The sequence below is a fragment of the Acinetobacter sp. Leaf130 genome (genome assembly GCF_001423205.1).
GTDB lineage: Bacteria > Pseudomonadota > Gammaproteobacteria > Pseudomonadales > Moraxellaceae > Acinetobacter > Acinetobacter calcoaceticus.
Genome location: NZ_LMOE01000001.1, coordinates 899,864 through 920,413, shown reverse-complemented (window position 1 = coordinate 920,413; position 20,550 = coordinate 899,864). Strand labels below are relative to the sequence as shown.

The following is a 20,550-nucleotide window of genomic DNA, read 5'->3' as shown; positions in this document are numbered from 1 at the left end:
TATTTATTGCTACTCTATGTCGTCTGATAATAACCTGTTTAAATACAAAACGGTAGCGCAGTATGTTGAATACTAGGCTACCGTTTACAGTAATTTGTATAAAAAGTACAATTCCGTTACATGAAACTGTACTTTGTTAACCTATTACTTCATTTGTGCTTTAATCAAGTCACCAATAGTCTTAGGACCATTTTCTTGACTTGTTGTTGCTGTACGTAAAGTAGCAACTGCTTCTTTCTCTTCAGCTTCGTCTTTTGCTTTAACAGACAAGTTGATAGAGCGAGATTTACGATCAACGTTGATGATTTTCGCTTCAACTTCTTGACCAACTTCTAAGAATTTAGTTGCATCTTCAACGCGGTCACGGTTGATTTCAGAAGCTTTAAGAGTAGCTTCTACTTCATCAGCTAACTTAACAGTTGCGCCACGAGCATCAACTGCAGTTACAGTACCTTTAACTAAAGCACCGCGTTCGTTAGCAGCTAAGAAATCATTGAACGGATCGCTGTTCAATTGCTTGATACCAAGGCTGATACGGTTACCTTCAGCGTCTACAGACAAGATAACAGCTTCAACAGTGTCACCTTTCTTGTAACGACGAATAGCTTCTTCACCTTGCTCGTTCCAAGAAATATCAGACAAGTGTACTAAACCGTCGATACCGCCGTTCAAGCCAATGAAGATACCAAAGTCAGTGATAGACTTGATAGTACCAGATACTTTTTCGCCTTTCTCATGAGCTTTAGCAAACTCTTCCCATGGGTTAGCACGAGTTTGTTTGATACCAAGGCTGATACGACGACGTTCTTCATCAACTTCAAGAACCATAACATCAACTTCATCACCAATCTGAACAACTTTAGATGGGTGGATGTTTTTGTTAGTGTGGTCCATTTCAGAAACGTGAACTAAACCTTCAACGCCTTCAGCGATTTCAGCGAAACAACCGTAGTCAGTTAAGTTAGTTACACGAGCTTTAACGATAGAACCTTTAGGGTAACGGCTCATGATCGCTAACCATGGATCTTCGCCTAATTGTTTAAGGCCTAAAGATACGCGGTTACGCTCACGGTCAAATTTAAGTACTTTAACAGTAACTTCTTGACCAACTTCAACAACTTCTGAAGGGTGCTTGATACGTTTCCAAGCCATATCTGTGATATGGAGAAGACCATCAATACCACCAAGATCAACGAATGCGCCGTAATCAGTAAGGTTTTTGATTGTACCTGTAACTGTTTGACCTTCTTCAAGTTGAGCAAGTAATGCTTCACGGTCAGCAGAAGATTCTGCTTCCATAACAGCACGACGAGATACAACAACGTTATTACGTTTAGCATCAAGTTTGATTACTTTAAACTCTAACTCTTTACCTTCAAGGTGAGTAGTGTCACGAATAGGACGAGTGTCAACTAATGAACCTGGTAAGAATGCACGAACAGGACCGATGTCAACAGTGAAACCGCCTTTAACTTTACCAGAGATAACACCAGTAACGATTTCGCCATCTTCAAAGATTTTTTCAAGTTTAGTCCAAGTTTCAGCACGCTTAGCTTTTTCACGTGATAAAACTGTTTGACCCATACCGTTGTCAAGAGCTTCAACAACTACGTCAACAGTATCGCCAACTTGAACTTCAAGTTCACGTTGTTCATTTAAAAATTCAGCACGGTCAACAATGCCTTCAGACTTTAGGCCAGTGTCAACAGTTACCCAGTCGCTATCGATGTTTACAACAACACCTTGGATGACTGCACCCTTTTCAACGTTGAGGTTTAATTCACTTTCTTCAAAGAGGGCTGCAAAAGATTCGGTCATGATATACCTGATAAATTCAGCGGTCTTGGATCAGACAAGGCCGGTTTAGTTAAGTATCAACATAGTCTTTATAAACTGATCAAGCTATGCGTCAACTGATAATTCTATTTGCTAAATGGTACGGCTATCGACATAATCAACCATCAACTTAAATACCTGATCGATCGTTAATTCCGAACTATCAATGATATAAGCGTCTTCGGCTGGCTTGAGTGGAGCAACTTCTCGCCCCATATCCCTTTTGTCACGCGCCTGTATATTAGCTAAAATGTCGTTTATTTTAGCATCTAGGCCCATGCCCTGCAACTGTTTTACTCTTCGCTCGGCACGCGACTCAGCTGAAGCCGTTAGATAAATTTTCGCATTTGCTTCAGGAAAAATAGCTGTTGCCATGTCACGACCATCTGCAACTAAACCAGGATTTTGTGCAAAAGCTCTTTGTCGCTCAAATAATGCCTGTCTAAGTTCTGGAATTGCTGCAACTTTCGATGCATATTCACCAACCCGTTCTGTACGAATTGTTTGAGATACATCTTCACCATCTAGAAAAACTAAAATCCCTGTTGCGGAAGTTTCAAATTTAATATCCAGTTGACGTGCATATTGAACGCATTCATCGAGCTGACTGTCTAATTTCTCTAATAAATCGTGTTTATGTAATGACAACCCTAATAAACGATATAAGGCACCAGAATCGAGTAAATGATATTGATAATGTGCTGCAAGTTTTGCGGCCAATGTTCCTTTACCCGAACCACTCGGACCATCAATAGTAATAATTTGAACTGTCATTGAACTCTCACTAAGAAGCAATTGCTTTAGCTAATCTCGAAAAGCCTAGTGTAATGGCTAGTTTTAGCTGTGCAAGGATTAATTTACTTACCACTGGAGCTTTTGCTGTTAACTCGATACGGTATGTAACTAAAGTTATATATGGGGTAATTTCAGAAAACTCGATTCGACCTAAATGGTGTTTAATCAAAGGATTGTCTATTAATTTATATTCAATGCTTTTATTTTCTTCAAGCAATGTAATTTCTTCTTTAATTGGTTTGATTGGACCAAATCCCATACGACGAACTGAGCCTAAACCATCAGGTCTTTTAGAATCTGCTGAGTCTTTTACACGTACAACTTGTAACGGTGCAAAAGCAGTATTATAAGTTGAATGTTTAGAGAGCAAGTTAAATACATCATCAAGTGGAGCATTAAATTCTTTTTTTACGGTAATTACATTACGCATTGAATATTCCTTATTAAATAGAATCATGGCAGTAAAATCGCGTTAGTTTGCCATAAGCTCATGTTACTTTTTAATCATTTAAGGACGTTTTTTGTTGTTTTTCAAGTTTCTTTTGCTCACGTCTTTGTTTAAAAAAATGACTGAGTTGTTGGGCACATTTTTCTCGTAAACAACCATGCTGAAAGGTAAATCTGTGATTGTAATAACCATGTTGTAGTAATTGACGAGCGCTTACCAATGAACCTGCTTTAGGTTCTGTTGTACCAAAAACCACATGTTTGATTCTTGCATGTACTAATGCGCCTACACACATTGTGCACGGCTCAAGAGTGACATATAAAGTTGCATCTTCAGGTAATCGATAATTTTCTAATGATAAACACGCTGCACGAATAGCCTGAATTTCTGCATGTGCAGTTGGATCTAACAAACTAATTGGAGCATTATATCCCGATCCAATCACTCTATTTTGGCTCACCACAACCGCTCCAACGGGGATTTCACCCTGCTGAGCGGCTAATTCAGCTTGCTCGTAAGCAAGCTGCATCCAATATTCATCACTATATTCAGTCATGTATTTTAGGTGATCACACCATGTTGTCTAAGCAAAGCATTCCAGCTATCTATTGAGGTAACTGGCGGACAATCGGCTAATATGCCTCTTAGGCTTAGGTCTTCACATGGCTTCCATTCTGGTGATAAATCTTTATCAACCAAGCGTGCACGAACACCTTCTACAAAGTCAGGATGACGAATTTTCCACTCAGAAATCTGAGCTTCTAAGTCAAAGACCTCATCCCAAGAATGTATTTGTTTACCCCATTGCCAAAGCAACCAAGTAATTGCCGCAGTACTAGGAGATCCTTTTTGCAAGTTCTCACTCGCTTGGCGGAGCCAATCACTGCTGGCATCACGCAAGCTAACAATAGCTTGGTAATCTTGTTCAAAATTAAAACCACGACAAACACTATGAATCACATCTAGCGAGTTTTGCAATGGACCTGCCGCAACAGGACGATGCAAACTATTTAAAGTATCATCAATTGCGCGGAAATCCCCTGCAGGATAATGAGCCCAATTAATATTTAAAACTTTTTGCAAAACATTATCACGCTGTGCTTCACAAATATGTGTTGCCCAACCGATGCTATATGCTCCAGCGGCTGTCATGATTGAACCAGTTAAACCAGTAAACAAACCTACTGGACCACGATCTGCCAGGAAACGGCTCGCCCCGACATCTGGATATAAACCAATATTAATCTCAGGCATTGCCAAACGAGAATATGGGGTTACTAGACGGAATGGTGCTGCCATGAACAAACCCAGACCACCACCCATAACATAGCCTTCGCCCCAAACAACCACAGGTTTAGCATAATTATGTAAGAGTAAGTCTAAAGCATATTCTTGCTGAAAAAATTTATTCGCAGTATCTACTTCTTGATTTATAACAAGTTGACGTAATTTTCTAACGTCACCACCTGCACAAAAAGCTTTTGGTGTAGTTGAATCTAACCAAATTGCTTTAACGTTCTCATCATCACGAAAATCTTCAAATACACGCAATAATGCCGTTACGATTGACTCATCTAAAGCATGCAATGATTTAGGACGATTCAAACGTACTATACGCCAGCCATTTTTTGCTTCTTCAACCACCAAGTCCGGGTGATAGTTATTTACATTGGGAGAGTTCATCATGCGTCCAATTGCCAGTCTATGGGCTCAATGCCATGTTGTTTCAAATATTGATTTGTTTTTGAGAACACTTTGCATCCAAAAAAACCACCTCTATTTGCAGCAAGAGGTGATGGATGTGCGGCGGTTAAAACCAAGTGTCTATCTCTATTTATACGTTGTCCTTTGCGCTGTGCATAAGCACCCCACAAAATAAATACCACATGTTCTCTTTGCTCATTCAAAACATCAATGACTTCATCAGTAAATGCTTCCCAACCTTGCTTTTGATGTGAAGTTGGCTGCCCAGCTTCAACAGTAAGCACGCTGTTTAGTAAAAGCACCCCTTGTTTAGCCCATTTCGTTAAGTCACCATGGCGAGGAGCTGGAATACCCAAATCTGTATGCAATTCATGAAAAATATTACGTAAAGATGGTGGTAATGCAATACCTTTTTGAACAGAGAAACTTAATCCATTCGCTTGGTTCGGTCCATGATATGGATCTTGTCCCAGAATAACGACCTTCACATCAGCCAATGGTGTCGTATTTAGAGCACTAAAGATTTGTTTACTCGGTGGATATATTATTTTTTGTGCTTGCTTCTCTTGAAATAAGAAATCACGCAAATTATCCATTTGAGGACTTAACAAAAAAGGTGCTAAAGATATTTTCCAGCTTTCTTCTAATTGAACTTTACTGAGTTTATCTTGCTGTTGCTCAGTTAATTGCATTAATGTCATCCTAGATCAATTTTCAATTCTACAAATAGAGTAATTCGATTTACACTTCGACTTGCAAATCAACTTGAGGATTATTAAATTTCATCCCTTTTTTCAAGTCTTCATACATTTGCGGATTTGCCCACTCTATCTGAATTTGTTCTGAAAAAACAATTCCATCAAGACTTAAGATACCCATTTGTTCGTTTTGAATATCTTCAATAAAGCTTTGAGCATATCCAGTATCGGTCTCATGAACAATAACTGAATAAACCTCAACATCACCTTCCCCATTTTGAGTGATTGTTGATTGCAAAACTTGCTGAGCTAAATAAAAGAAAATACGAGAGAACTGTTCGGCTGAGGGTGAAACCGGTAAAGAAATCCAGCGAGCACTAAAAGTCTGACAAGCATCAATATATTGAGAATCATCTTTTTCCCAAAAACAGATTGCATGATCAAAGCTATCGATAAGGTCTTTTATTACCCCTTTTAAAAGCCCAAAATCATAAACCATTTGTCCATGATCTAATTTCGAGGCTTTAAGTAATAATTCGACTTTATAGCTATGTCCATGAATTGATCGCTTACAACGATCCGATGTACAGTTACGTACAACATGTGCATTTTCAAACTTAAATAACTTGCGAATTAACATGTGCCAAATCGATCATTCCTTCTAAGAACATTATTATAAAGCAAAAGACAAAAACTTCGCACCACTTTTCAATTAGAAACAATTAGCGAAAAGTATGATAAGACTTGTGAAGAAATATTGAAGATAAGCATATGGAAAATTTATATTTATTCTATTATGTCCATTAGAGAAATTCATAAAAACGACTTTTCAACGTCATGCCCCAAACAAATAAATTACAATTTTTCAACTAGTTAAATGGTGACATATTTCTAGAATAAACATAAACCTGCTTATCATTACGCATGAGTGCACTTGTAAATTGTCTTTTTCTATTATTAAGCACTACCTCAATTTGTGCTTGAAAAAAACTCGACTTTACATCTAACAGGCTATTCACCTCAGTTCTCTTTTGAGTATCGACTGTTGAAAAAGCATTCAATTGCCATAATTCATCAACATTTTGAAAGAATTTTAAATTTTGTTGGCGCATTTGAAGCTCTTTTTCTACCGCCCCTATATCTAATTTTTCATCAATACTCGCTAAGACTAATGGTGAAGCAGTATTAATATTCACTTTTGTATTCTCGGGTAATGCCGAAATATAAGGGGCAATTAAATCGTATTTCTTGTCATCAAAACCTCTTACTAATTTCAACTCTTCAATACGATGAAATTTAGCGTTTGAAGCTAAATAGCTAGGATCAAGGCCTTCATAATAGCTACTTTCTGCTCCCATAGGTCCAGATGGTTCTTCATCTGGATCTTGCCAATCGATAATTGCTTGACTTAACTCTGCTGGCAAGCCTACACGTACAAGTAAGCGCTCAAACCAGCTTTTGGCAGCTTCATTTACCTTACCTTCATTGGTTGTTAAATTGTTTAAGTTAAATTTGCCTGACTCGTCGATTAAACGCCCTGATACAGCTCCATCTTCTATTGGAAAAGGTGGCATTGGCTGTGCCCATGTTTCCTTTAAATGATCAACGCCACCTGCATTGTTTGCATCTTGAATTAATAACTCAGAAAAAAAAGCTTCTGCACTTTTGGCATATAATAATGACTGATTTTGACGCATTAAATAACCAGTGTTTTCCATCGTATTGGTTTGATGCTTTGCAATAGAGGCAGCTAAAATTGTAGCCAATGCAACCATAATTAAAATTGTGAGCAAAGCTACACCTTGCTGGCTCTTTTTATAGTGCAACATTATGCTCCTCCTTGTTTGGAGAGCGATAAATTCCCTTGGTTTAAGCTATAAATCCACTCATAACTTACACCAGCAACTGTGAGTTGTATTTTTATTCCTTTCGGCAGTTTTCTAAACTCTTCTGGCTTTGTGGGATCAATATTAATTTCTGACCACTTTGTCACTTCTTGTGGCGTGAGCACCATAACTTGAAACTGTTCAACTTGACTCAACAAAGTGCTAGATAAAGGTTGCTCTCTGTTTGAAGTATTTAAATTGCTATATTTAAGACGATAAAGCTTTTTTTGATCAGGATCATATCGATATTCAATACGCTCAAAAGGTGATAACCCTTGTTTTAAAGGATCAGTAACACCAGCCTTACTAAAGCGAAGAACTTGATTATCAAGTTCTAATGCTGGATGAAGCTGCCCCCCTTGATTTGCCGATAAGGGTATAATTTGTAATGTATCTCGCAAAACTTGTTGATACGCATCTTGTAATTCAAATAGCTGCACTTCATGTTGAGCATTACGATCACGGACTTTTAATAAATAATCAAAAATCTTCCAACCTAACAAAGATAAAACAGCAAAAATTGCAATTGCGACTAAAAGCTCAACTAAAGTAAATCCTGAGGCACGAGTTAATCGAGCCCTGTTCGATCGTGCTGCAAGACGTGAAGCTGTGCTTCGAGAGCGAAAATATTTATTTTTTATCATTATTTTGCTTTTATTGGATAATTAAAAAATACCAAGTGGGTAATACCATTTTGAACTTTTCCTTTATCAGAATCATATAAGCTAATTTGCAAATCTACTTTCTGAACATTAGGGCTGACTGTAGATTCAGCTGATTTATCAATCTGCCAAGTTTCCCCTTGAGAAGTAACCTGCTTACTTTGAGTACCTTGAAGCCATTCTTGATTTATCTCCATTAAGGCTACTTCATTCATTGCCACAAACTGAGCTTTTGTTCTAAGAATTGCATTTGAGGTAGATTGGGTATATTGCATGGCCACTTTAGTTAACGCGACAGCAGCTACCGCAAAAATTGCTAAAGCTACCATTACTTCTAATAGAGTAAAGCCTTTAGATTTCATTTATTTTACCCAAATGATCAATTTGTATTTCTGAACCAATTGGTTTTTGTTCAAAGTAAAACTGTATTTTAACTGTTTTAGCTTCACCATTTCCAAACCAGATTAACTGGGGAGCCTGTCCACCAACTAAATCTGTATTAGTCGCTTTTGAATAGGTTTGGCCATCTAGAGGTTGTACTGTAAACGATACATGTTTAGGCAATTGGCGCGTAGTAAATTCTGGGTATTTCTGCCAGCGGTTTTTTAAATCTTGGACCTGTAATTTACTCTGATCGTGGTATTCATACAGTTCATAGAAAAATGGGGAAACGTCAGTCTCACTCAGAGTAGATAAAGCTAAAACACGAGATTGATCAAGTGATTCTTTACCAATTTTATGTACATCAAGCAAAAATAACTCTCTTGCTTGCATCGCTTTCTTTTGGTCAACCCCGCCTATGTTAAGTACAACTAGAGAGGTCATAATCGTCATAATAACAATCACCACCATCACTTCAATGAGGGTAAAACCTTTTTGTGATTTAGATGGTGATGGAGATTTCATATCGACCTATTAAGCATATTGTTCAACAGCTTGTTTAGGTAAGGCTAATGCCTGATCAATATAAGCCACTCTTAACGTGTCCCTTGAACCTAAATACCGTTGGTAAAAACTTGAGTTAAGAATAGCTGCTGCACCATGAGTTAATGACCAAATAGATGCCAAATAATCTCGAGTAGGCATATTGCTTTGAATAGATTCTAAATAGTGATCTGTCATGCGAATAATAATTCGTAATCGCTGTTTACGCACCTGATAAAGTTCATTAAAAAGATGATGTACGCCTTGAGCTGTAATCGAAAGTTTTTCCTCAATTTGATGAAATAAAACTGTCCGCTCAGGATGATGTAAATGATGCAACATGAAAAAGGCCAAATGTTCTGGAAAAGCCTTTTCAGTATCTTGAACCATTTCTAGTAACATACGTTCATTACGAATAATCAATAGCATGTACAATTCATCTTTACTTTGAAAGTGTTTGTACAAAGTTCCTTTTGCTAAATCAAGCTCAGCAGCCAAGACATCAAGTGTCATTCCGGCTTCGCCATTTTCTAGCAATAATTGCTCCGCAACCTGAAATATTAATACTTCTCTTGCTCGGAACTGAGCCTGACGATCCATCTTCACGCAATTACTCTCTTATATAGTTTCTATAACCTAAATCGCTTTTAGCAAGTTCTCAAAATTTTGTGAGGTGATCATTGCAATTTCCTCAACCGATTTATCATATACATCACTGAGCGCTTTGGCTACATGAGGCACATATTTTGGTTCATTTGTTTTACCGCGGTATGGAACAGGTGCTAAATAAGGACTATCTGTTTCAATTAAAAGTCGATCTAGCGGAACTTGTTTAGCTACATCACGCAAGTCTTGTGCATTTTTAAATGACACAATACCTGAAAAAGAAATGTAGTAACCGCAATCCAGTACAGCCTTAGCTGTTTCCCAATCTTCGGTAAAACAATGCAAAATTCCATGGGTGGAGTTTTCAGCACGAATAATATCTACCGTATCATGCTTTGCTGAACGCGTATGAACGACGACTGGTTTTTTTACAATTTTCGAAGCTTGGATATGTCTTGCAAAACATGCCTTTTGTTCTTCAATAAAATCTGTACTGTGATAATAGTCCAGTCCAGTTTCACCCAAAGCCCATACTTTTTCCGACTGAGCTAATTCAATCAAGTGCTCGGTCGTTGCACGTGCCATCGTATCTACATCTTCACAAGGATGCACACCTACCGTGTAACCAACATCTTCATGCCTATTTGCAATTTCTGCTAGTGCAATATGGTCATCAAGATCAACGGAAATTGCCATAAATTTAGACACTCCTTCTGCTCGCGCTGCAGCGAGCGCAAGGTCCAGATCACCGTTATAAGGCGTTAAATCTAACATCGTTAAATGGCAATGCGTATCAACAAACACTTTTCTATCCTATTTGATTACATGGTATAACTTGGACGATCTAGAGACATACTACCAGCCAAAACTCTTTCTGCCTCAGCTTTATAGTAAATTCCCTTATCTCCACTTAATTGAATAGCAAAACCTTGAGGTTTAAATCCACTTTGCTTGTGCGATATCCAAATCACCTTACCAGTGAGAGGAATTTTTTGAGACTGCTCAGGTAAAGTAGCTAGAATGAAAATTTCTTGCCCCATCTTTACCTTTTGTTTTGATGGCACAAATAGGCCTCCACCTTGCACATATCCCATATAGCTTGCTTGCAAAGTAGCTCTATCAGGAATATTTACCTGAATAATCCCCCCCATTTGCGGCTGCATAATCTTCCCCTTAAATATTCATTAACGTTATAAATAATTGATCTATAATAAGTTGACTTTGTACATTTTGCTCAACAAGCTTTTTTGCTTGTTGTAATTCACTATAAATATTAAATAAGCTTTCTAAATCGTAATATGGACTTAATTGATCAAAATCTAAATCAGTATTCTTTTGTGGCTGATTTAGCTTGACACAAATTAAATCTCCCAACAAGTATTCAAAAAGTACGATAAAATCATTAAAACTTAATTCTTTTTGCCATTTTCCTGAGAAAAATAGAGGCATATTTTTTTGGGCTACAATTTTTAGCCAGTCATTTAAGAAAATTTGTCGTTTAGCAAACCAATCACTTTTTGCAATTTCTATTGCTTGCAAAGGCATATCATTAGATAGGCCAAGTAATAAATCAGGTTGTACTTCTGCAAGTTCAGATAAATGCTCATCCAAATATGAAGTAGCCTGTTCATATGAAATACGATCTAAAGCAAAATGCTGCAATCGGCTACGAATAGTGGCTGGTAATTTAAGGTAGTGATCGGCCAATAAAATTAAAATAACACGTTCACCGGGTTCTTCTAAAGTTTTTAGTAGCGCATTCGATGATGCCAAGTTAAGAGCTTCAGCAGGCTCGATAAGAATAACGCGCCAGCCTTCTCCCGTTTGTTGCACGAAAGGCAGTAAATCTCGGATCTTTTCGATTTTTATTTTTGCATTCTGCTTTTTATTTTCTTCATCTGTTGTGATGTGGACATAATTGGGATGAGTGTCTGATTTTAACCATTGACAGCTGCTACACTCACCACAAGCGCCATGAGGCTGCTTATTAAGACAAAGCACCCATGCCAAAAAATGCTTAGCAAAAGCATGTTTCCCACAGCCTTGCTTGCCATAAAATAATAGGCCATGTCCAATATTGGGAAACCTTGTTGTTAAGGTATCCCATGTTGTTTTTTGCCAAGGATAAACCTTTGAGGTTACATTCGGATTCATTAAAAATTAACGCTTATTCAAAAGATTCGACAGGCATTTTATTTAAGCGATCAAGATCAGCTTGAGTGTCTACACCAGGAGGTAAATTTGCTTGAGCGACAGCAATCGCAATGCGATGTCCATTTTCTAAAACTCGTAATTGTTCAAGACTTTCTAACTTTTCAAGCTTACCCATATCCCAGGTCACATATTCTTGCAATAAGCTCACTCGATAGGCATATAAACCTAAATGGCGAAATGCTTGGTTATGTAAACTTGGCTCTGCTTGCGCAGCCCCATCACGGTCGTACGGAATGGTTGCCCGGCTAAAATACAATGCTTCATTTTGCTTAGACATGACTACTTTTACAATGCTATCGCGCTGAAATTCATCTAAGGTATGAATAGGCTCACACAATGTCGACATTGAACAATTTGGTTTATCAACCAAGAGTTTTGCAACTTGTTGAACAAGTTGAGCTGGCAATAAAGGTTCATCCCCCTGAACATTCACAATAATATCATCTGCTGCCCACCCCTTAATACGAGCAACTTCGCTTAATCGGTCTGTTCCTGACGGATGATCAGGACTCGTGAGAACAACATCCACACCATCTGCACGGCAAATCTCAGCAATACGCTCATCATCTGTTGCCACACATAGATCATCAAAACCTTCGACTTTTTTTGCTTGATCCACCACACGTAAAATCATAGGACGGTCATGAATAAGCAACAATGGTTTACCTGGCAAACGCGAACTTGAGAAGCGTGCTGGAATGACGATGTGTTTCATTTTTTCTTCCTAAGATAATTGGATATCAAGTTGCTGCAGTTGCTGCTTTAAAACCTGATAACACTCTATAGACAGGATAGCTTTAACAGGAACAACCCAAATAGGCTGTTTAAATTCCTGATTTTTTTCAAGCAATGGTAATAATTTAACTGCATCTTTTTCAGTTGTAATAAGTGGCAGTTCATCATTAAAAATTAAATCATTGATTGTGTAATCATGATGGTCACGAAACGCATGTTCTTGAAATTGTTTCAAGCCTAAATCTTTAAGTGTTTGATAAAAACGCTGTGGAAAGCCAATACCCACTACAGCATGATAATTACTTTGAGGATTAAAACTGTGTTCGACCCTTGGCGAAGGATTGAGTAAATATGGCTGTCCAGTCGCAAGATGCATATTTAATTCTGTAGCTGGTTTATACGCATGTTCAATTACTGTTCCAGTTTCTAAACGCTCAACTGGCTCTCTCAAATATCCTTCAGGTAATAGTTTTTGATTTCCTAAGCCTCGATTTTGGTCGAGTACAATCCACTCAATTTGTCGCCCCAATGCCCAATGCTGTAAGCCATCATCACTAATAATTAAATCTAGTGGTGTTGATGCAATCAAGAGCTCTATTGCAGCCTGCCTATTAGGACCCACCGCCATTGGTACACTCGTCGATTGAACAATTAATGCAGGCTCATCTCCGACCTGGGTTGCTTGAGCACCCGAAGTAACCAACATTGGAAAAGGACCAGTACCACCATACCCCCGACTAATTACCCCAACTTTGACATTATGCTGTTGTAGATAATTCACCAGTTGTATTAATAATGGAGTTTTTCCGCTACCACCTACCGTAATATTGCCAATCACCATGACAGGTACAGGTGCTTTATAGACTTTCTTTAAACCCGCTGTATAAAAATTACGATTTAATTGAAACCCAGCACGATACAAACAAGATAATGGACGTAAAGCAATCAACCAACTCGATTGCTTATTCCATGCATTCTGGATCAGCTGGGCCAATGACATGCTTAGTTATCCTCAAAATTACGCTGATGTAATTGATAATAAGCACCATGTTTTTCAAGAAGTTCTTGATGAGTACCTTGCTCAACAATTTCCCCGTGATCCATCACCACAATACGATCAGCATTTTCAATTGTTGACAAACGGTGCGCAATAACGATTGTTGTACGGTCTTGCATCGCTTCATCAAATGCTTGCTGAATAAAATGTTCAGATTCATTATCGAGAGCACTTGTAGCTTCATCTAAAATTAGAATTGGAGCATTCTTTAAAATTGCTCGAGCAATTGCAATTCGCTGACGCTGACCACCTGATAGGTTTAGGCCTTGTGCCCCTAAAACAGTGTCATAACCGTTTGGTAAATTCATAATGAAGTCATGTGCATAGGCTGCTTTGGCCGCTGCATAGATTTCTTCATCTGATGCGCCTTCCAACTGACCATATGCAATATTTTCACGAACAGTACGATTAAACAATATAACTTGTTGATTTACCATTGCAATTTGTGTGCGCAGACAAGAAAGCTCAATATCATTAATTGGCAAATCATCTAAATAAATTTGTCCACTCGATACTTCTTGAAAACGTACCAACATATTCACTAATGAACTTTTACCCGCCCCTGAACGACCAACCAATGCCACAGTTTGACCTGGACGGATATCTAAAGAAAAATCTTTAATAGCTGCTACGCCATCAGCATAATTCAATGTCACATGATCAAAACGAATTGCCCCATTTAATTTAGGTTTCAGTTGACCACTATTCTGCTCTTCAGGTAAATCTAGTAATTCAAAAACAGAATAAGCTGCTGCTAAACCACGTTGTAACTTTTCATTAACATCAGTCAAACTTTTAACTGGTTTTGCTAACAGGCCAGCTGCTGTAAGGTAAGCTACAAATTCACCAGCACTTGTACTACCCAAAATCTGAGGCCTTAAAGCTAACCATACAATAAGGGCCATTGCACAAGCCATTACCACCTGAACAACCGGACTATTCAGGTTTTGTACAATTACCATTTTTAAGCCGCGTTTTAAGTTCTCTTCCGATGACTTATAGAAACGTTTTTGTTCATATTCCTCACCAGCAAAACTTTTTACTACAGCATTACCATTAATACTTTCCTGGACAACATGATTCACATCACCCATGGTATCTTGAACCTGTAACGAAAGCTTTCGCATACGTTTCGAAGCTTTACGTACCAATACACCTATCACTGGTAAAAACACGAAAACGCATAAAGTAAGACGCCAATTGGTATAAAACAGATAGCCTAATAGTCCAAGAGTAATCATCCCATCCCTAACAATAGTTCTTAATGATTCCGAAGAGGCAGCTGTTAGCTGTTCAACGTTATACATAATTTTGGCAGTAATATGGCCAGATGAATTATCTAAGTAATATTGTGCTGGGAGTTTTAAAAGTTTCGCATAAACTTCCTGACGAATACTAAAAACCAAACTGCGTGAAATGACCGCAGTATAGTAGCCGCCCATAAATAGACCTAAGCCACGGAAGAATACTAATAAAATAATTAATAACGGGAACCAATCCAAATCTGCTCTACTGCTATTTTGGATTGCATCAATAATAAATTTAATCAATTTAGCAACGGAAACTTCTGTTGCTGAGTTAATACCGAACCCGATAAGTACTAATAAGGCCACGCCCCAATAAGGTTTTAAATAGGCTATGAGACGCGTATAAACCTTAAAATCTTGATTCACTCAGAAAAACCTCTAGAAGGAACTTTGGTACTAATATTGATGTTAACAAAACCGAGTTGTCCTGCCACATCCATAACACGAATTACATCCTGATGAGATGCTTTGGCATCCGCAGCAATGATGAACATAAAATCACGGTGCTCTTGAGCAACTTGCTTAATCGCAGTACTCAGATCAGCAACCTCTTTAGACGAAAGTGCTTGACCATTCACAGCATAATGACCAGCAGAGTCTACCACGACTTCAATTTTATGATCGTACTGTTTTGGTGGAACACCTTGTGCATCTGGTAATGTTAGATTGATGCGACTTGGCTGATTAAAAGTGGTCGACAGCAATAAAAAAACCAGAATGAACAGCAAACAGTCAATCATAGGCGTTAAATTGATATGAATGTCTTCAACCTGAGAACGTTTAAATTTCATCTGGCTTTCACCTCCTAACCAACACGGCGGTGTTCAGCTACAGACGAAGAACGCTTATAGAACAATGAGGCATGAAATAAGGTCGATTGCTGTTCTAATTCGGCAATATAATCTTGCACTACTCTTTGAAAGTAGCGATAAGCAATTAAAGCAGGAATCGCAATTAACATTCCCACAGCTGTGGTAATGAGTGCTTTAGAGATACCAGGGATCATTAAACTTGGACTACCAGCCGATCCAAAATCAATAACAAGAAATGACTCAATAATTCCCACTACAGTACCAAGCAACCCTAGCAGCGGTGCTACGGCACTTAGAGTACCCAAAAAATTAATATTTTTTTCCAAATAAGAAATTTCTTGAGAAGCTGCTACTTCCATTTGCGCACGAGCAAATTGCTCACCATGCTCGCGATGCTCAAAACCTGCTTTTAAAATGTGTCCCAATGCGCTACTTTGCGCTTCTACATTTTGCTCTAAACTTTCCACGATATCTTCAGCTCTTAAAGAGCCCTTACCGCTTAATGCTTCGGGTAGAACTTGTGAACGTCTTAACCGAACAAAACGTTCAATACTGATCGCAACAGTTAAAATCGAGCATAGAATTAAAGGCAGCATCAACCAGCCACCCGCTCTCACAAGTTCCCACATATGTTCTTCCCCAAGAATATAAAATTAGAAATACATGACCCAACTGCAAATTATTCTGGCAAACAAATATTTAAAATGCCATCTAACTCATCCAAGGTATGATAATGAATAACAAGTTTACCCTTACCTTTTTGGTTATGATCAATTTTTACATTAGCGCCAAAACGCTCTGATAATTTTTGTGTCAATTGCTCAATATCTGGTGCTACAGGCGCTTTTTCTTTCTCCTGCTTAGGCTCACTTCTATCACGCACTAATTGCTCTGTTTGACGAACTGACAATCCTTTCTCAATTACAATTTTAGCAACTTCTAATTGATCTTTACCTTTCAATGTCAAAATTGCTCGAGCATGCCCCATATCAAGCTGGCCTTGCTGCATGAAATCTTTAATATCATCAGCCAAACTCAATAATCGCAATAAATTACTCACAGTAGTACGTGCTTTCCCTACCGTGTCAGCAATTTCCTGATGACTTAGACCAAATTCATCATGAAAGCGCTGCAAAGCGATTGCTTGATCAATTGGATTTAAATCTTGACGCTGAATGTTTTCAATTAACGCTAATGCAATTGCAACCTGATCATTTAAATCACGAACAATTGCTGGAATTTCAGTTAAGCCCGCAATTTGTGCTGCACGCCAACGACGTTCACCCGCAATGATTTCAAATGGATGAGTTTCATCATCAACTGGACGGATGACAATAGGCTGCATCACCCCATGTTTTTCAATAGAAGATGCCAACTCTTGTAAATCATGCTCATGAATAAAACGACGTGGTTGATATTCACCACGTTTCAGTAAATTCACATCAACTTGTTTTAACTGTCCGTGGTCTAAAGCCTGTGCTTCCAGTTGTAGTTTTTCTTTTTGAATTGAACCAAGTAATGCATCTAAACCACGTCCTTTAGCCAATCCGCGTTTTTTGATGCTCATACTTTACTTCCTTTCTTCACTTTACTTCTCTTTAACATCTCAGCTGCAAGATTTAAGTATGCAACTGCACCTTTAGAACTTTTTTCGAAATAGATAACAGGTAAACCATGTGCTGGTGCTTCTGCTAAGCGAACATTTCGTGGAACAACAGTATCATAAAGTTTTTTGCCGAAATATTGCTCTAGCTCTGCCGACACATCACGTGTTAAAGCATTTCGTGCATCGTACATCGTACGTAATACACCAATAATTTCTAAATCAGGATTGAGTGCTTTTTGAATACGATCAATGGTCTGAGTTAAATCAGCTAAACCCTCTAGCGCATAATATTCGCATTGCATTGGAATAATTACACTATCTACAGCTGCCAAAGCATTTACAGTAATCAAGCTCAAGCTTGGCGCGCAATCTACAATGATATAGTCAAATGAGTTTCTGATTTCATTCAAAGCATTTTTTAGAATAAATTCACGACCTTCTTGCTCTGCAATAGCAAGCTCTACACCTGAAAGCTCACGGTTAGAGCCTAAAACTTTATATCCAACTTCTGCTTTTTGAATGGCTGTTTCAATTGGAACTTCGCCAAGAAGAACATCTGTAATTGAATACAAAAGATCGTTCTTTTGAATACCTGACCCCATCGTAGCATTACCTTGTGAGTCCATATCTACAAGTAATACACGTTTTTTTAATACAGCTAGAGACGCTGCAAGATTTACTGCAGTCGTTGTTTTACCAACACCACCCTTTTGGTTTGCAATCGCAATAATTTGAGCCATGGTAACCTTAATACTTTTTATTTAGATACGTTGAAGTAAAAGTAAATGACGTTGTTCATCAAGTCTTGGTACGCGCAGTTCAATCACTTTACATGAAAAGTCCTGCTTGAGCTGCTCAATTTCATCAACTGGCACTACACCTTTCATTGCTGCGATTATACTGCTCTGATGAAGGTATGGCTGAGCCGCATCTACAAAGTCCGTTAAAGAAGCAAAAGCTCGACTTGTTATGACATCAAACTGGCCAAGCTCATCAATTGTATCTTGATTCTCAACACGTGTTTGTACTGCCACAACGTTACTCAATTTAAGATCAGCAATAAATTGCTTCAAAAAACGAATTTTTTTACCATTAGAATCTAAAAGAACACACTGGCGTTGCGGCTGACAAAGAGCAATAATCATGCCAGGCATACCACCACCTGTACCCACATCAAGTAGTCTACCTTCAGGTAAGTCATTTAAAATACTTAGACTATCCAACAAATGCTTCACTAACATTTCTTTCGGATCACGAATTGCTGTCAAATTATATGCTTTATTCCAAAGTACCAAAGCATCTTGATACTTTAACAATAATGCCAAAGCTTCATCGCTAAGCGATAAACCTAATTTTTGACTACCCTGTTGTAACTCTTGAAAAAACGGATGCATAAACAGATAACATCTAAGTAAAATTTAAAACAAAGTATACCCATTTATGCATCGTGGAACACTAGTTAACGATTAGGGATTACACAGTTAATCGTAGAAGCCTTCACGAATTTGCAAATCTAGCTCCATTAAACGCTCAGGCGTTCCCACATCCACCCATGCACCTTTAAGTTTTTCACCAGATATTTTTTGGTTCTGCATCGCTTGCTTCAACAGTGGAGCTAAAGGACGTTTACCAGGTTCCAATCCATCAAAAAGCTTAGGATGGATAACAGACACACCACTAAAAGTGAGGTTCTCACCCGTCACATCTTGATCGAATGTAAAAGTGCGTCCATCGAACAATGTAAAGTCACCTTCAGGATGCTGTTTAGGATTATCAACCAACACAAGATGTGCTAAATCATCATTTAGCTTAATATGGCGTAGGGCTTCAAAATCCATTGTGGTCCATACATCTCCATTCACCAGAATAAACGGATCTGTTCCAAGCAGTGGCAAAGCATTAATAATTCCACCAGCTGTTTCTAGCCCTTCATCCTCTCGTGTCCAACGGATATCAACACCAAATTGAGAGCCATCGCCTAAGCTGCTGATGAGTTTATCGGCCAACCATGCAGAATTGATGACGATTTCGGTCACACCAATTTTCTTAAGTTTTTCAATATGCCACACAATAAGCGCCTTACCACCTACCTCAAGCAAAGGCTTTGGTGTATATAGCGTAAGTGGACGCATACGATTACCCAAACCAGCAGCAAGAATCATTGCTTTCATTATGCTGCTACCTCGTAGTTACCATATTTCTCGATAAACTTCGGCATAACTATGTCATTTATGAATAACATAAACTCATCAAGTTCAGCATAACCACGGCTTTCTTCAATCAAATACCACATTACACGTGGTAAATCTTTTAAATAACCTGATTTACCATCACGCTCAAACAGACGCACAAAAATGCCCAAAATTTTAATATGGCGCTGAATAGCCATTAAATCTGCATCACGTTTGAACTGTTCAAAACTACGGTTCTGTTTCGCAGACTCTGGTAATAAGTCATAAAAGACTCTAAACCATTGATACACACGCTCTGCATTCCACTGAACATAAGCATCACGAGTAATCGAGATTAGGTCATAAGTATCTGCACCAATCACCGCATCCTGAAAATCAATAACTCCAAGCTCTGGTTCATTTGCAATTTTCATCAAATTACGACTGTGAAAATCACGATGTACAATCACTTGCGGCTGAGCCAATGCAGTTTTTGCTAACACATCGAAAGCATCGTCAATCACCTGTTGCTGGTTCGCATTCGGAGTAATCTGCAAAGATGGTAGCATCCAGTCAGTCAACAGCTTCATTTCAGTTAACAATTTCTCATAGGAGTATGCTGGAAATTGCTCCTGACCATTAACAGACTGCAAATGAATCAGCTGTTTAAAGCTTTGTTCATAATATTTATCGACTGTTTCATCATTTAATAATGTCGACAACAGCACATCACCAAAATCTTCTAATAACAGAAAACCCTGAGCTAAATCTTTCGCGACGATCTGAGGTACTCGTACACCATGGCCTGCAAAAAATTCGTCAATGGTCACAAACGGAACACAGTCTTCTTTTTCTGGAGGGGCATCCATGAGCATATACGTTTTATTTTGTAACTGGATACGCGCATAACGGCGGAAGCTTGCATCACCTGCCAAAAAAGCGATCTTAAATTGATCATTTTCAAGAACAGATGTAAGCCATGTATATATCAATTGTTCACGTTGTGTATTCATTTGCAATAAAATCTAAAACAAGCTGAGATTTTTGAAGGGTTAAGTGTAGCCACTTATAAACTTTTTCTCTATGATG

The 20,550-nt window shown here is 38.3% G+C and carries 25 protein-coding genes; all 25 read right to left on the bottom strand.

Features of this window, described 5'->3' with window-relative positions:
* Positions 1-144 precede the first annotated feature (144 nt).
* The 25 genes from rpsA to ASF86_RS03845 all read right to left on the bottom strand — a co-directional run bounded on the left by rpsA (position 145) and on the right by ASF86_RS03845 (position 20,474).
* Positions 145-1,818, bottom strand: a complete 1,674-nt coding sequence (gene rpsA, locus ASF86_RS03965) for a 30S ribosomal protein S1 (protein ID WP_005041073.1) — start codon at positions 1,816-1,818, stop codon at positions 145-147.
* 111 nt (positions 1,819-1,929) lie between these two features.
* On the bottom strand, positions 1,930-2,610 hold the full coding sequence (cmk, locus tag ASF86_RS03960; protein ID WP_056479633.1) for a (d)CMP kinase: 681 nt from the start codon (positions 2,608-2,610) through the stop codon (positions 1,930-1,932).
* Positions 2,611-2,620: 10 nt separating this feature from the next.
* Positions 2,621-3,061, bottom strand: a complete 441-nt coding sequence (locus tag ASF86_RS03955; RefSeq protein ID WP_056479630.1) for an SRPBCC family protein — start codon at positions 3,059-3,061, stop codon at positions 2,621-2,623.
* Positions 3,062-3,131: 70 nt separating this feature from the next.
* The gene (gene tadA, locus ASF86_RS03950) at positions 3,132-3,635 is read right to left on the bottom strand and encodes a tRNA adenosine(34) deaminase TadA (RefSeq protein ID WP_056479628.1); all 504 of its coding nucleotides are present in this window, start codon (positions 3,633-3,635) and stop codon (positions 3,132-3,134) included.
* 5 nt (positions 3,636-3,640) lie between these two features.
* Positions 3,641-4,765, bottom strand: coding sequence for an enoyl-CoA hydratase/isomerase family protein (locus ASF86_RS03945; RefSeq protein ID WP_080026950.1), 1,125 nt, complete (start codon positions 4,763-4,765; stop codon positions 3,641-3,643).
* Entirely contained in the window at positions 4,762-5,475 is a 714-nt protein-coding gene (gene ung / locus ASF86_RS03940) for a uracil-DNA glycosylase (RefSeq protein ID WP_005041081.1), read from the bottom strand. Before ung ends, ASF86_RS03945 begins: the two co-directional genes overlap by 4 nt.
* Positions 5,476-5,524: 49 nt before the next feature.
* Positions 5,525-6,121, bottom strand: a complete 597-nt coding sequence (locus ASF86_RS03935; RefSeq protein WP_003651480.1) for a 6-pyruvoyl trahydropterin synthase family protein — start codon at positions 6,119-6,121, stop codon at positions 5,525-5,527.
* Between the two features lie 229 nt (positions 6,122-6,350).
* A complete protein-coding gene (gene gspK / locus ASF86_RS03930) occupies positions 6,351-7,310 on the bottom strand; it encodes a type II secretion system minor pseudopilin GspK (protein WP_056479625.1) in 960 nt (319 codons plus the stop codon).
* Positions 7,310-8,011: a type II secretion system minor pseudopilin GspJ gene (gspJ, locus tag ASF86_RS03925; RefSeq protein WP_056479623.1), complete on the bottom strand. Its 702-nt coding sequence runs from the start codon at positions 8,009-8,011 to the stop codon at positions 7,310-7,312. The genes gspK and gspJ overlap by 1 nt, the downstream gene beginning before the upstream one ends.
* Positions 8,011-8,391 (bottom strand): type II secretion system minor pseudopilin GspI, encoded by a 381-nt coding sequence (gene gspI / locus ASF86_RS03920; protein WP_004642631.1) that lies wholly within the window; start codon positions 8,389-8,391, stop codon positions 8,011-8,013. Before gspI ends, gspJ begins: the two co-directional genes overlap by 1 nt.
* On the bottom strand, positions 8,381-8,935 hold the full coding sequence (locus ASF86_RS03915) for a type II secretion system protein (RefSeq protein WP_056479621.1): 555 nt from the start codon (positions 8,933-8,935) through the stop codon (positions 8,381-8,383). The genes gspI and ASF86_RS03915 overlap by 11 nt, the downstream gene beginning before the upstream one ends.
* Positions 8,936-8,944: 9 nt before the next feature.
* Entirely contained in the window at positions 8,945-9,553 is a 609-nt protein-coding gene (locus ASF86_RS03910; RefSeq protein ID WP_004642629.1) for a TetR/AcrR family transcriptional regulator, read from the bottom strand.
* Positions 9,554-9,589: 36 nt separating this feature from the next.
* Complete coding sequence (locus tag ASF86_RS03905; protein ID WP_056479620.1) at positions 9,590-10,363, bottom strand: TatD family hydrolase; 774 nt, start codon at positions 10,361-10,363, stop codon at positions 9,590-9,592.
* A gap of 17 nt (positions 10,364-10,380) precedes the next feature.
* Positions 10,381-10,722, bottom strand: coding sequence for a PilZ domain-containing protein (locus ASF86_RS03900; RefSeq protein WP_003651467.1), 342 nt, complete (start codon positions 10,720-10,722; stop codon positions 10,381-10,383).
* A gap of 10 nt (positions 10,723-10,732) precedes the next feature.
* Complete coding sequence (locus tag ASF86_RS03895; RefSeq protein WP_056479619.1) at positions 10,733-11,713, bottom strand: DNA polymerase III subunit delta'; 981 nt, start codon at positions 11,711-11,713, stop codon at positions 10,733-10,735.
* A gap of 13 nt (positions 11,714-11,726) precedes the next feature.
* Positions 11,727-12,488 (bottom strand): 3-deoxy-manno-octulosonate cytidylyltransferase, encoded by a 762-nt coding sequence (kdsB, locus tag ASF86_RS03890; RefSeq protein WP_017390561.1) that lies wholly within the window; start codon positions 12,486-12,488, stop codon positions 11,727-11,729.
* 9 nt (positions 12,489-12,497) lie between these two features.
* Positions 12,498-13,508: a tetraacyldisaccharide 4'-kinase gene (gene lpxK / locus ASF86_RS03885; RefSeq protein ID WP_056479617.1), complete on the bottom strand. Its 1,011-nt coding sequence runs from the start codon at positions 13,506-13,508 to the stop codon at positions 12,498-12,500.
* A gap of 2 nt (positions 13,509-13,510) precedes the next feature.
* Positions 13,511-15,238, bottom strand: a complete 1,728-nt coding sequence (msbA, locus tag ASF86_RS03880) for a lipid A export permease/ATP-binding protein MsbA (RefSeq protein ID WP_056479614.1) — start codon at positions 15,236-15,238, stop codon at positions 13,511-13,513.
* Positions 15,235-15,663 (bottom strand): ExbD/TolR family protein, encoded by a 429-nt coding sequence (locus ASF86_RS03875; RefSeq protein ID WP_004642621.1) that lies wholly within the window; start codon positions 15,661-15,663, stop codon positions 15,235-15,237. The genes msbA and ASF86_RS03875 overlap by 4 nt, the downstream gene beginning before the upstream one ends.
* A 14-nt stretch (positions 15,664-15,677) precedes the next feature.
* Positions 15,678-16,313, bottom strand: a complete 636-nt coding sequence (locus ASF86_RS03870; RefSeq protein WP_005041113.1) for a MotA/TolQ/ExbB proton channel family protein — start codon at positions 16,311-16,313, stop codon at positions 15,678-15,680.
* A gap of 50 nt (positions 16,314-16,363) precedes the next feature.
* A complete protein-coding gene (locus ASF86_RS03865) occupies positions 16,364-17,251 on the bottom strand; it encodes a ParB/RepB/Spo0J family partition protein (RefSeq protein ID WP_056479611.1) in 888 nt (295 codons plus the stop codon).
* The gene (locus tag ASF86_RS03860) at positions 17,248-18,030 is read right to left on the bottom strand and encodes a ParA family protein (RefSeq protein ID WP_003651453.1); all 783 of its coding nucleotides are present in this window, start codon (positions 18,028-18,030) and stop codon (positions 17,248-17,250) included. Before ASF86_RS03860 ends, ASF86_RS03865 begins: the two co-directional genes overlap by 4 nt.
* A 21-nt stretch (positions 18,031-18,051) precedes the next feature.
* Positions 18,052-18,684: a 16S rRNA (guanine(527)-N(7))-methyltransferase RsmG gene (gene rsmG, locus ASF86_RS03855; RefSeq protein ID WP_005041118.1), complete on the bottom strand. Its 633-nt coding sequence runs from the start codon at positions 18,682-18,684 to the stop codon at positions 18,052-18,054.
* A gap of 87 nt (positions 18,685-18,771) precedes the next feature.
* Positions 18,772-19,461, bottom strand: a complete 690-nt coding sequence (gene murU, locus ASF86_RS03850) for an N-acetylmuramate alpha-1-phosphate uridylyltransferase MurU (protein WP_005047459.1) — start codon at positions 19,459-19,461, stop codon at positions 18,772-18,774.
* Entirely contained in the window at positions 19,461-20,474 is a 1,014-nt protein-coding gene (locus ASF86_RS03845; RefSeq protein ID WP_056479607.1) for an aminoglycoside phosphotransferase family protein, read from the bottom strand. The genes murU and ASF86_RS03845 overlap by 1 nt, the downstream gene beginning before the upstream one ends.
* Positions 20,475-20,550: the final 76 nt, after the last annotated feature.

Bases quoted from the DNA above. Each gene is read 5' to 3' on its own strand.
- rpsA (WP_005041073.1), bottom strand. From the start codon at position 1,818: ATGACCGAATCTTTTGCAGCCCTCTTTGAAGAAAGTGAATTAAACCTC.
- cmk (WP_056479633.1), bottom strand. From the start codon at position 2,610: ATGACAGTTCAAATTATTACTATTGATGGTCCGAGTGGTTCGGGTAAA.
- ASF86_RS03955 (WP_056479630.1), bottom strand. From the start codon at position 3,061: ATGCGTAATGTAATTACCGTAAAAAAAGAATTTAATGCTCCACTTGAT.
- tadA (WP_056479628.1), bottom strand. From the start codon at position 3,635: ATGACTGAATATAGTGATGAATATTGGATGCAGCTTGCTTACGAGCAA.
- ASF86_RS03945 (WP_080026950.1), bottom strand. From the start codon at position 4,765: ATGATGAACTCTCCCAATGTAAATAACTATCACCCGGACTTGGTGGTT.
- ung (WP_005041081.1), bottom strand. From the start codon at position 5,475: ATGCAATTAACTGAGCAACAGCAAGATAAACTCAGTAAAGTTCAATTA.
- ASF86_RS03935 (WP_003651480.1), bottom strand. From the start codon at position 6,121: ATGTTAATTCGCAAGTTATTTAAGTTTGAAAATGCACATGTTGTACGT.
- gspK (WP_056479625.1), bottom strand. From the start codon at position 7,310: ATGTTGCACTATAAAAAGAGCCAGCAAGGTGTAGCTTTGCTCACAATT.
- gspJ (WP_056479623.1), bottom strand. From the start codon at position 8,011: ATGATAAAAAATAAATATTTTCGCTCTCGAAGCACAGCTTCACGTCTT.
- gspI (WP_004642631.1), bottom strand. From the start codon at position 8,391: ATGAAATCTAAAGGCTTTACTCTATTAGAAGTAATGGTAGCTTTAGCA.
- ASF86_RS03915 (WP_056479621.1), bottom strand. From the start codon at position 8,935: ATGAAATCTCCATCACCATCTAAATCACAAAAAGGTTTTACCCTCATT.
- ASF86_RS03910 (WP_004642629.1), bottom strand. From the start codon at position 9,553: ATGGATCGTCAGGCTCAGTTCCGAGCAAGAGAAGTATTAATATTTCAG.
- ASF86_RS03900 (WP_003651467.1), bottom strand. From the start codon at position 10,722: ATGCAGCCGCAAATGGGGGGGATTATTCAGGTAAATATTCCTGATAGA.
- ASF86_RS03895 (WP_056479619.1), bottom strand. From the start codon at position 11,713: ATGAATCCGAATGTAACCTCAAAGGTTTATCCTTGGCAAAAAACAACA.
- kdsB (WP_017390561.1), bottom strand. From the start codon at position 12,488: ATGAAACACATCGTCATTCCAGCACGCTTCTCAAGTTCGCGTTTGCCA.
- lpxK (WP_056479617.1), bottom strand. From the start codon at position 13,508: ATGTCATTGGCCCAGCTGATCCAGAATGCATGGAATAAGCAATCGAGT.
- ASF86_RS03875 (WP_004642621.1), bottom strand. From the start codon at position 15,663: ATGAAATTTAAACGTTCTCAGGTTGAAGACATTCATATCAATTTAACG.
- ASF86_RS03870 (WP_005041113.1), bottom strand. From the start codon at position 16,313: ATGTGGGAACTTGTGAGAGCGGGTGGCTGGTTGATGCTGCCTTTAATT.
- ASF86_RS03865 (WP_056479611.1), bottom strand. From the start codon at position 17,251: ATGAGCATCAAAAAACGCGGATTGGCTAAAGGACGTGGTTTAGATGCA.
- ASF86_RS03860 (WP_003651453.1), bottom strand. From the start codon at position 18,030: ATGGCTCAAATTATTGCGATTGCAAACCAAAAGGGTGGTGTTGGTAAA.
- rsmG (WP_005041118.1), bottom strand. From the start codon at position 18,684: ATGCATCCGTTTTTTCAAGAGTTACAACAGGGTAGTCAAAAATTAGGT.
- murU (WP_005047459.1), bottom strand. From the start codon at position 19,461: ATGAAAGCAATGATTCTTGCTGCTGGTTTGGGTAATCGTATGCGTCCA.
- ASF86_RS03845 (WP_056479607.1), bottom strand. From the start codon at position 20,474: ATGAATACACAACGTGAACAATTGATATATACATGGCTTACATCTGTT.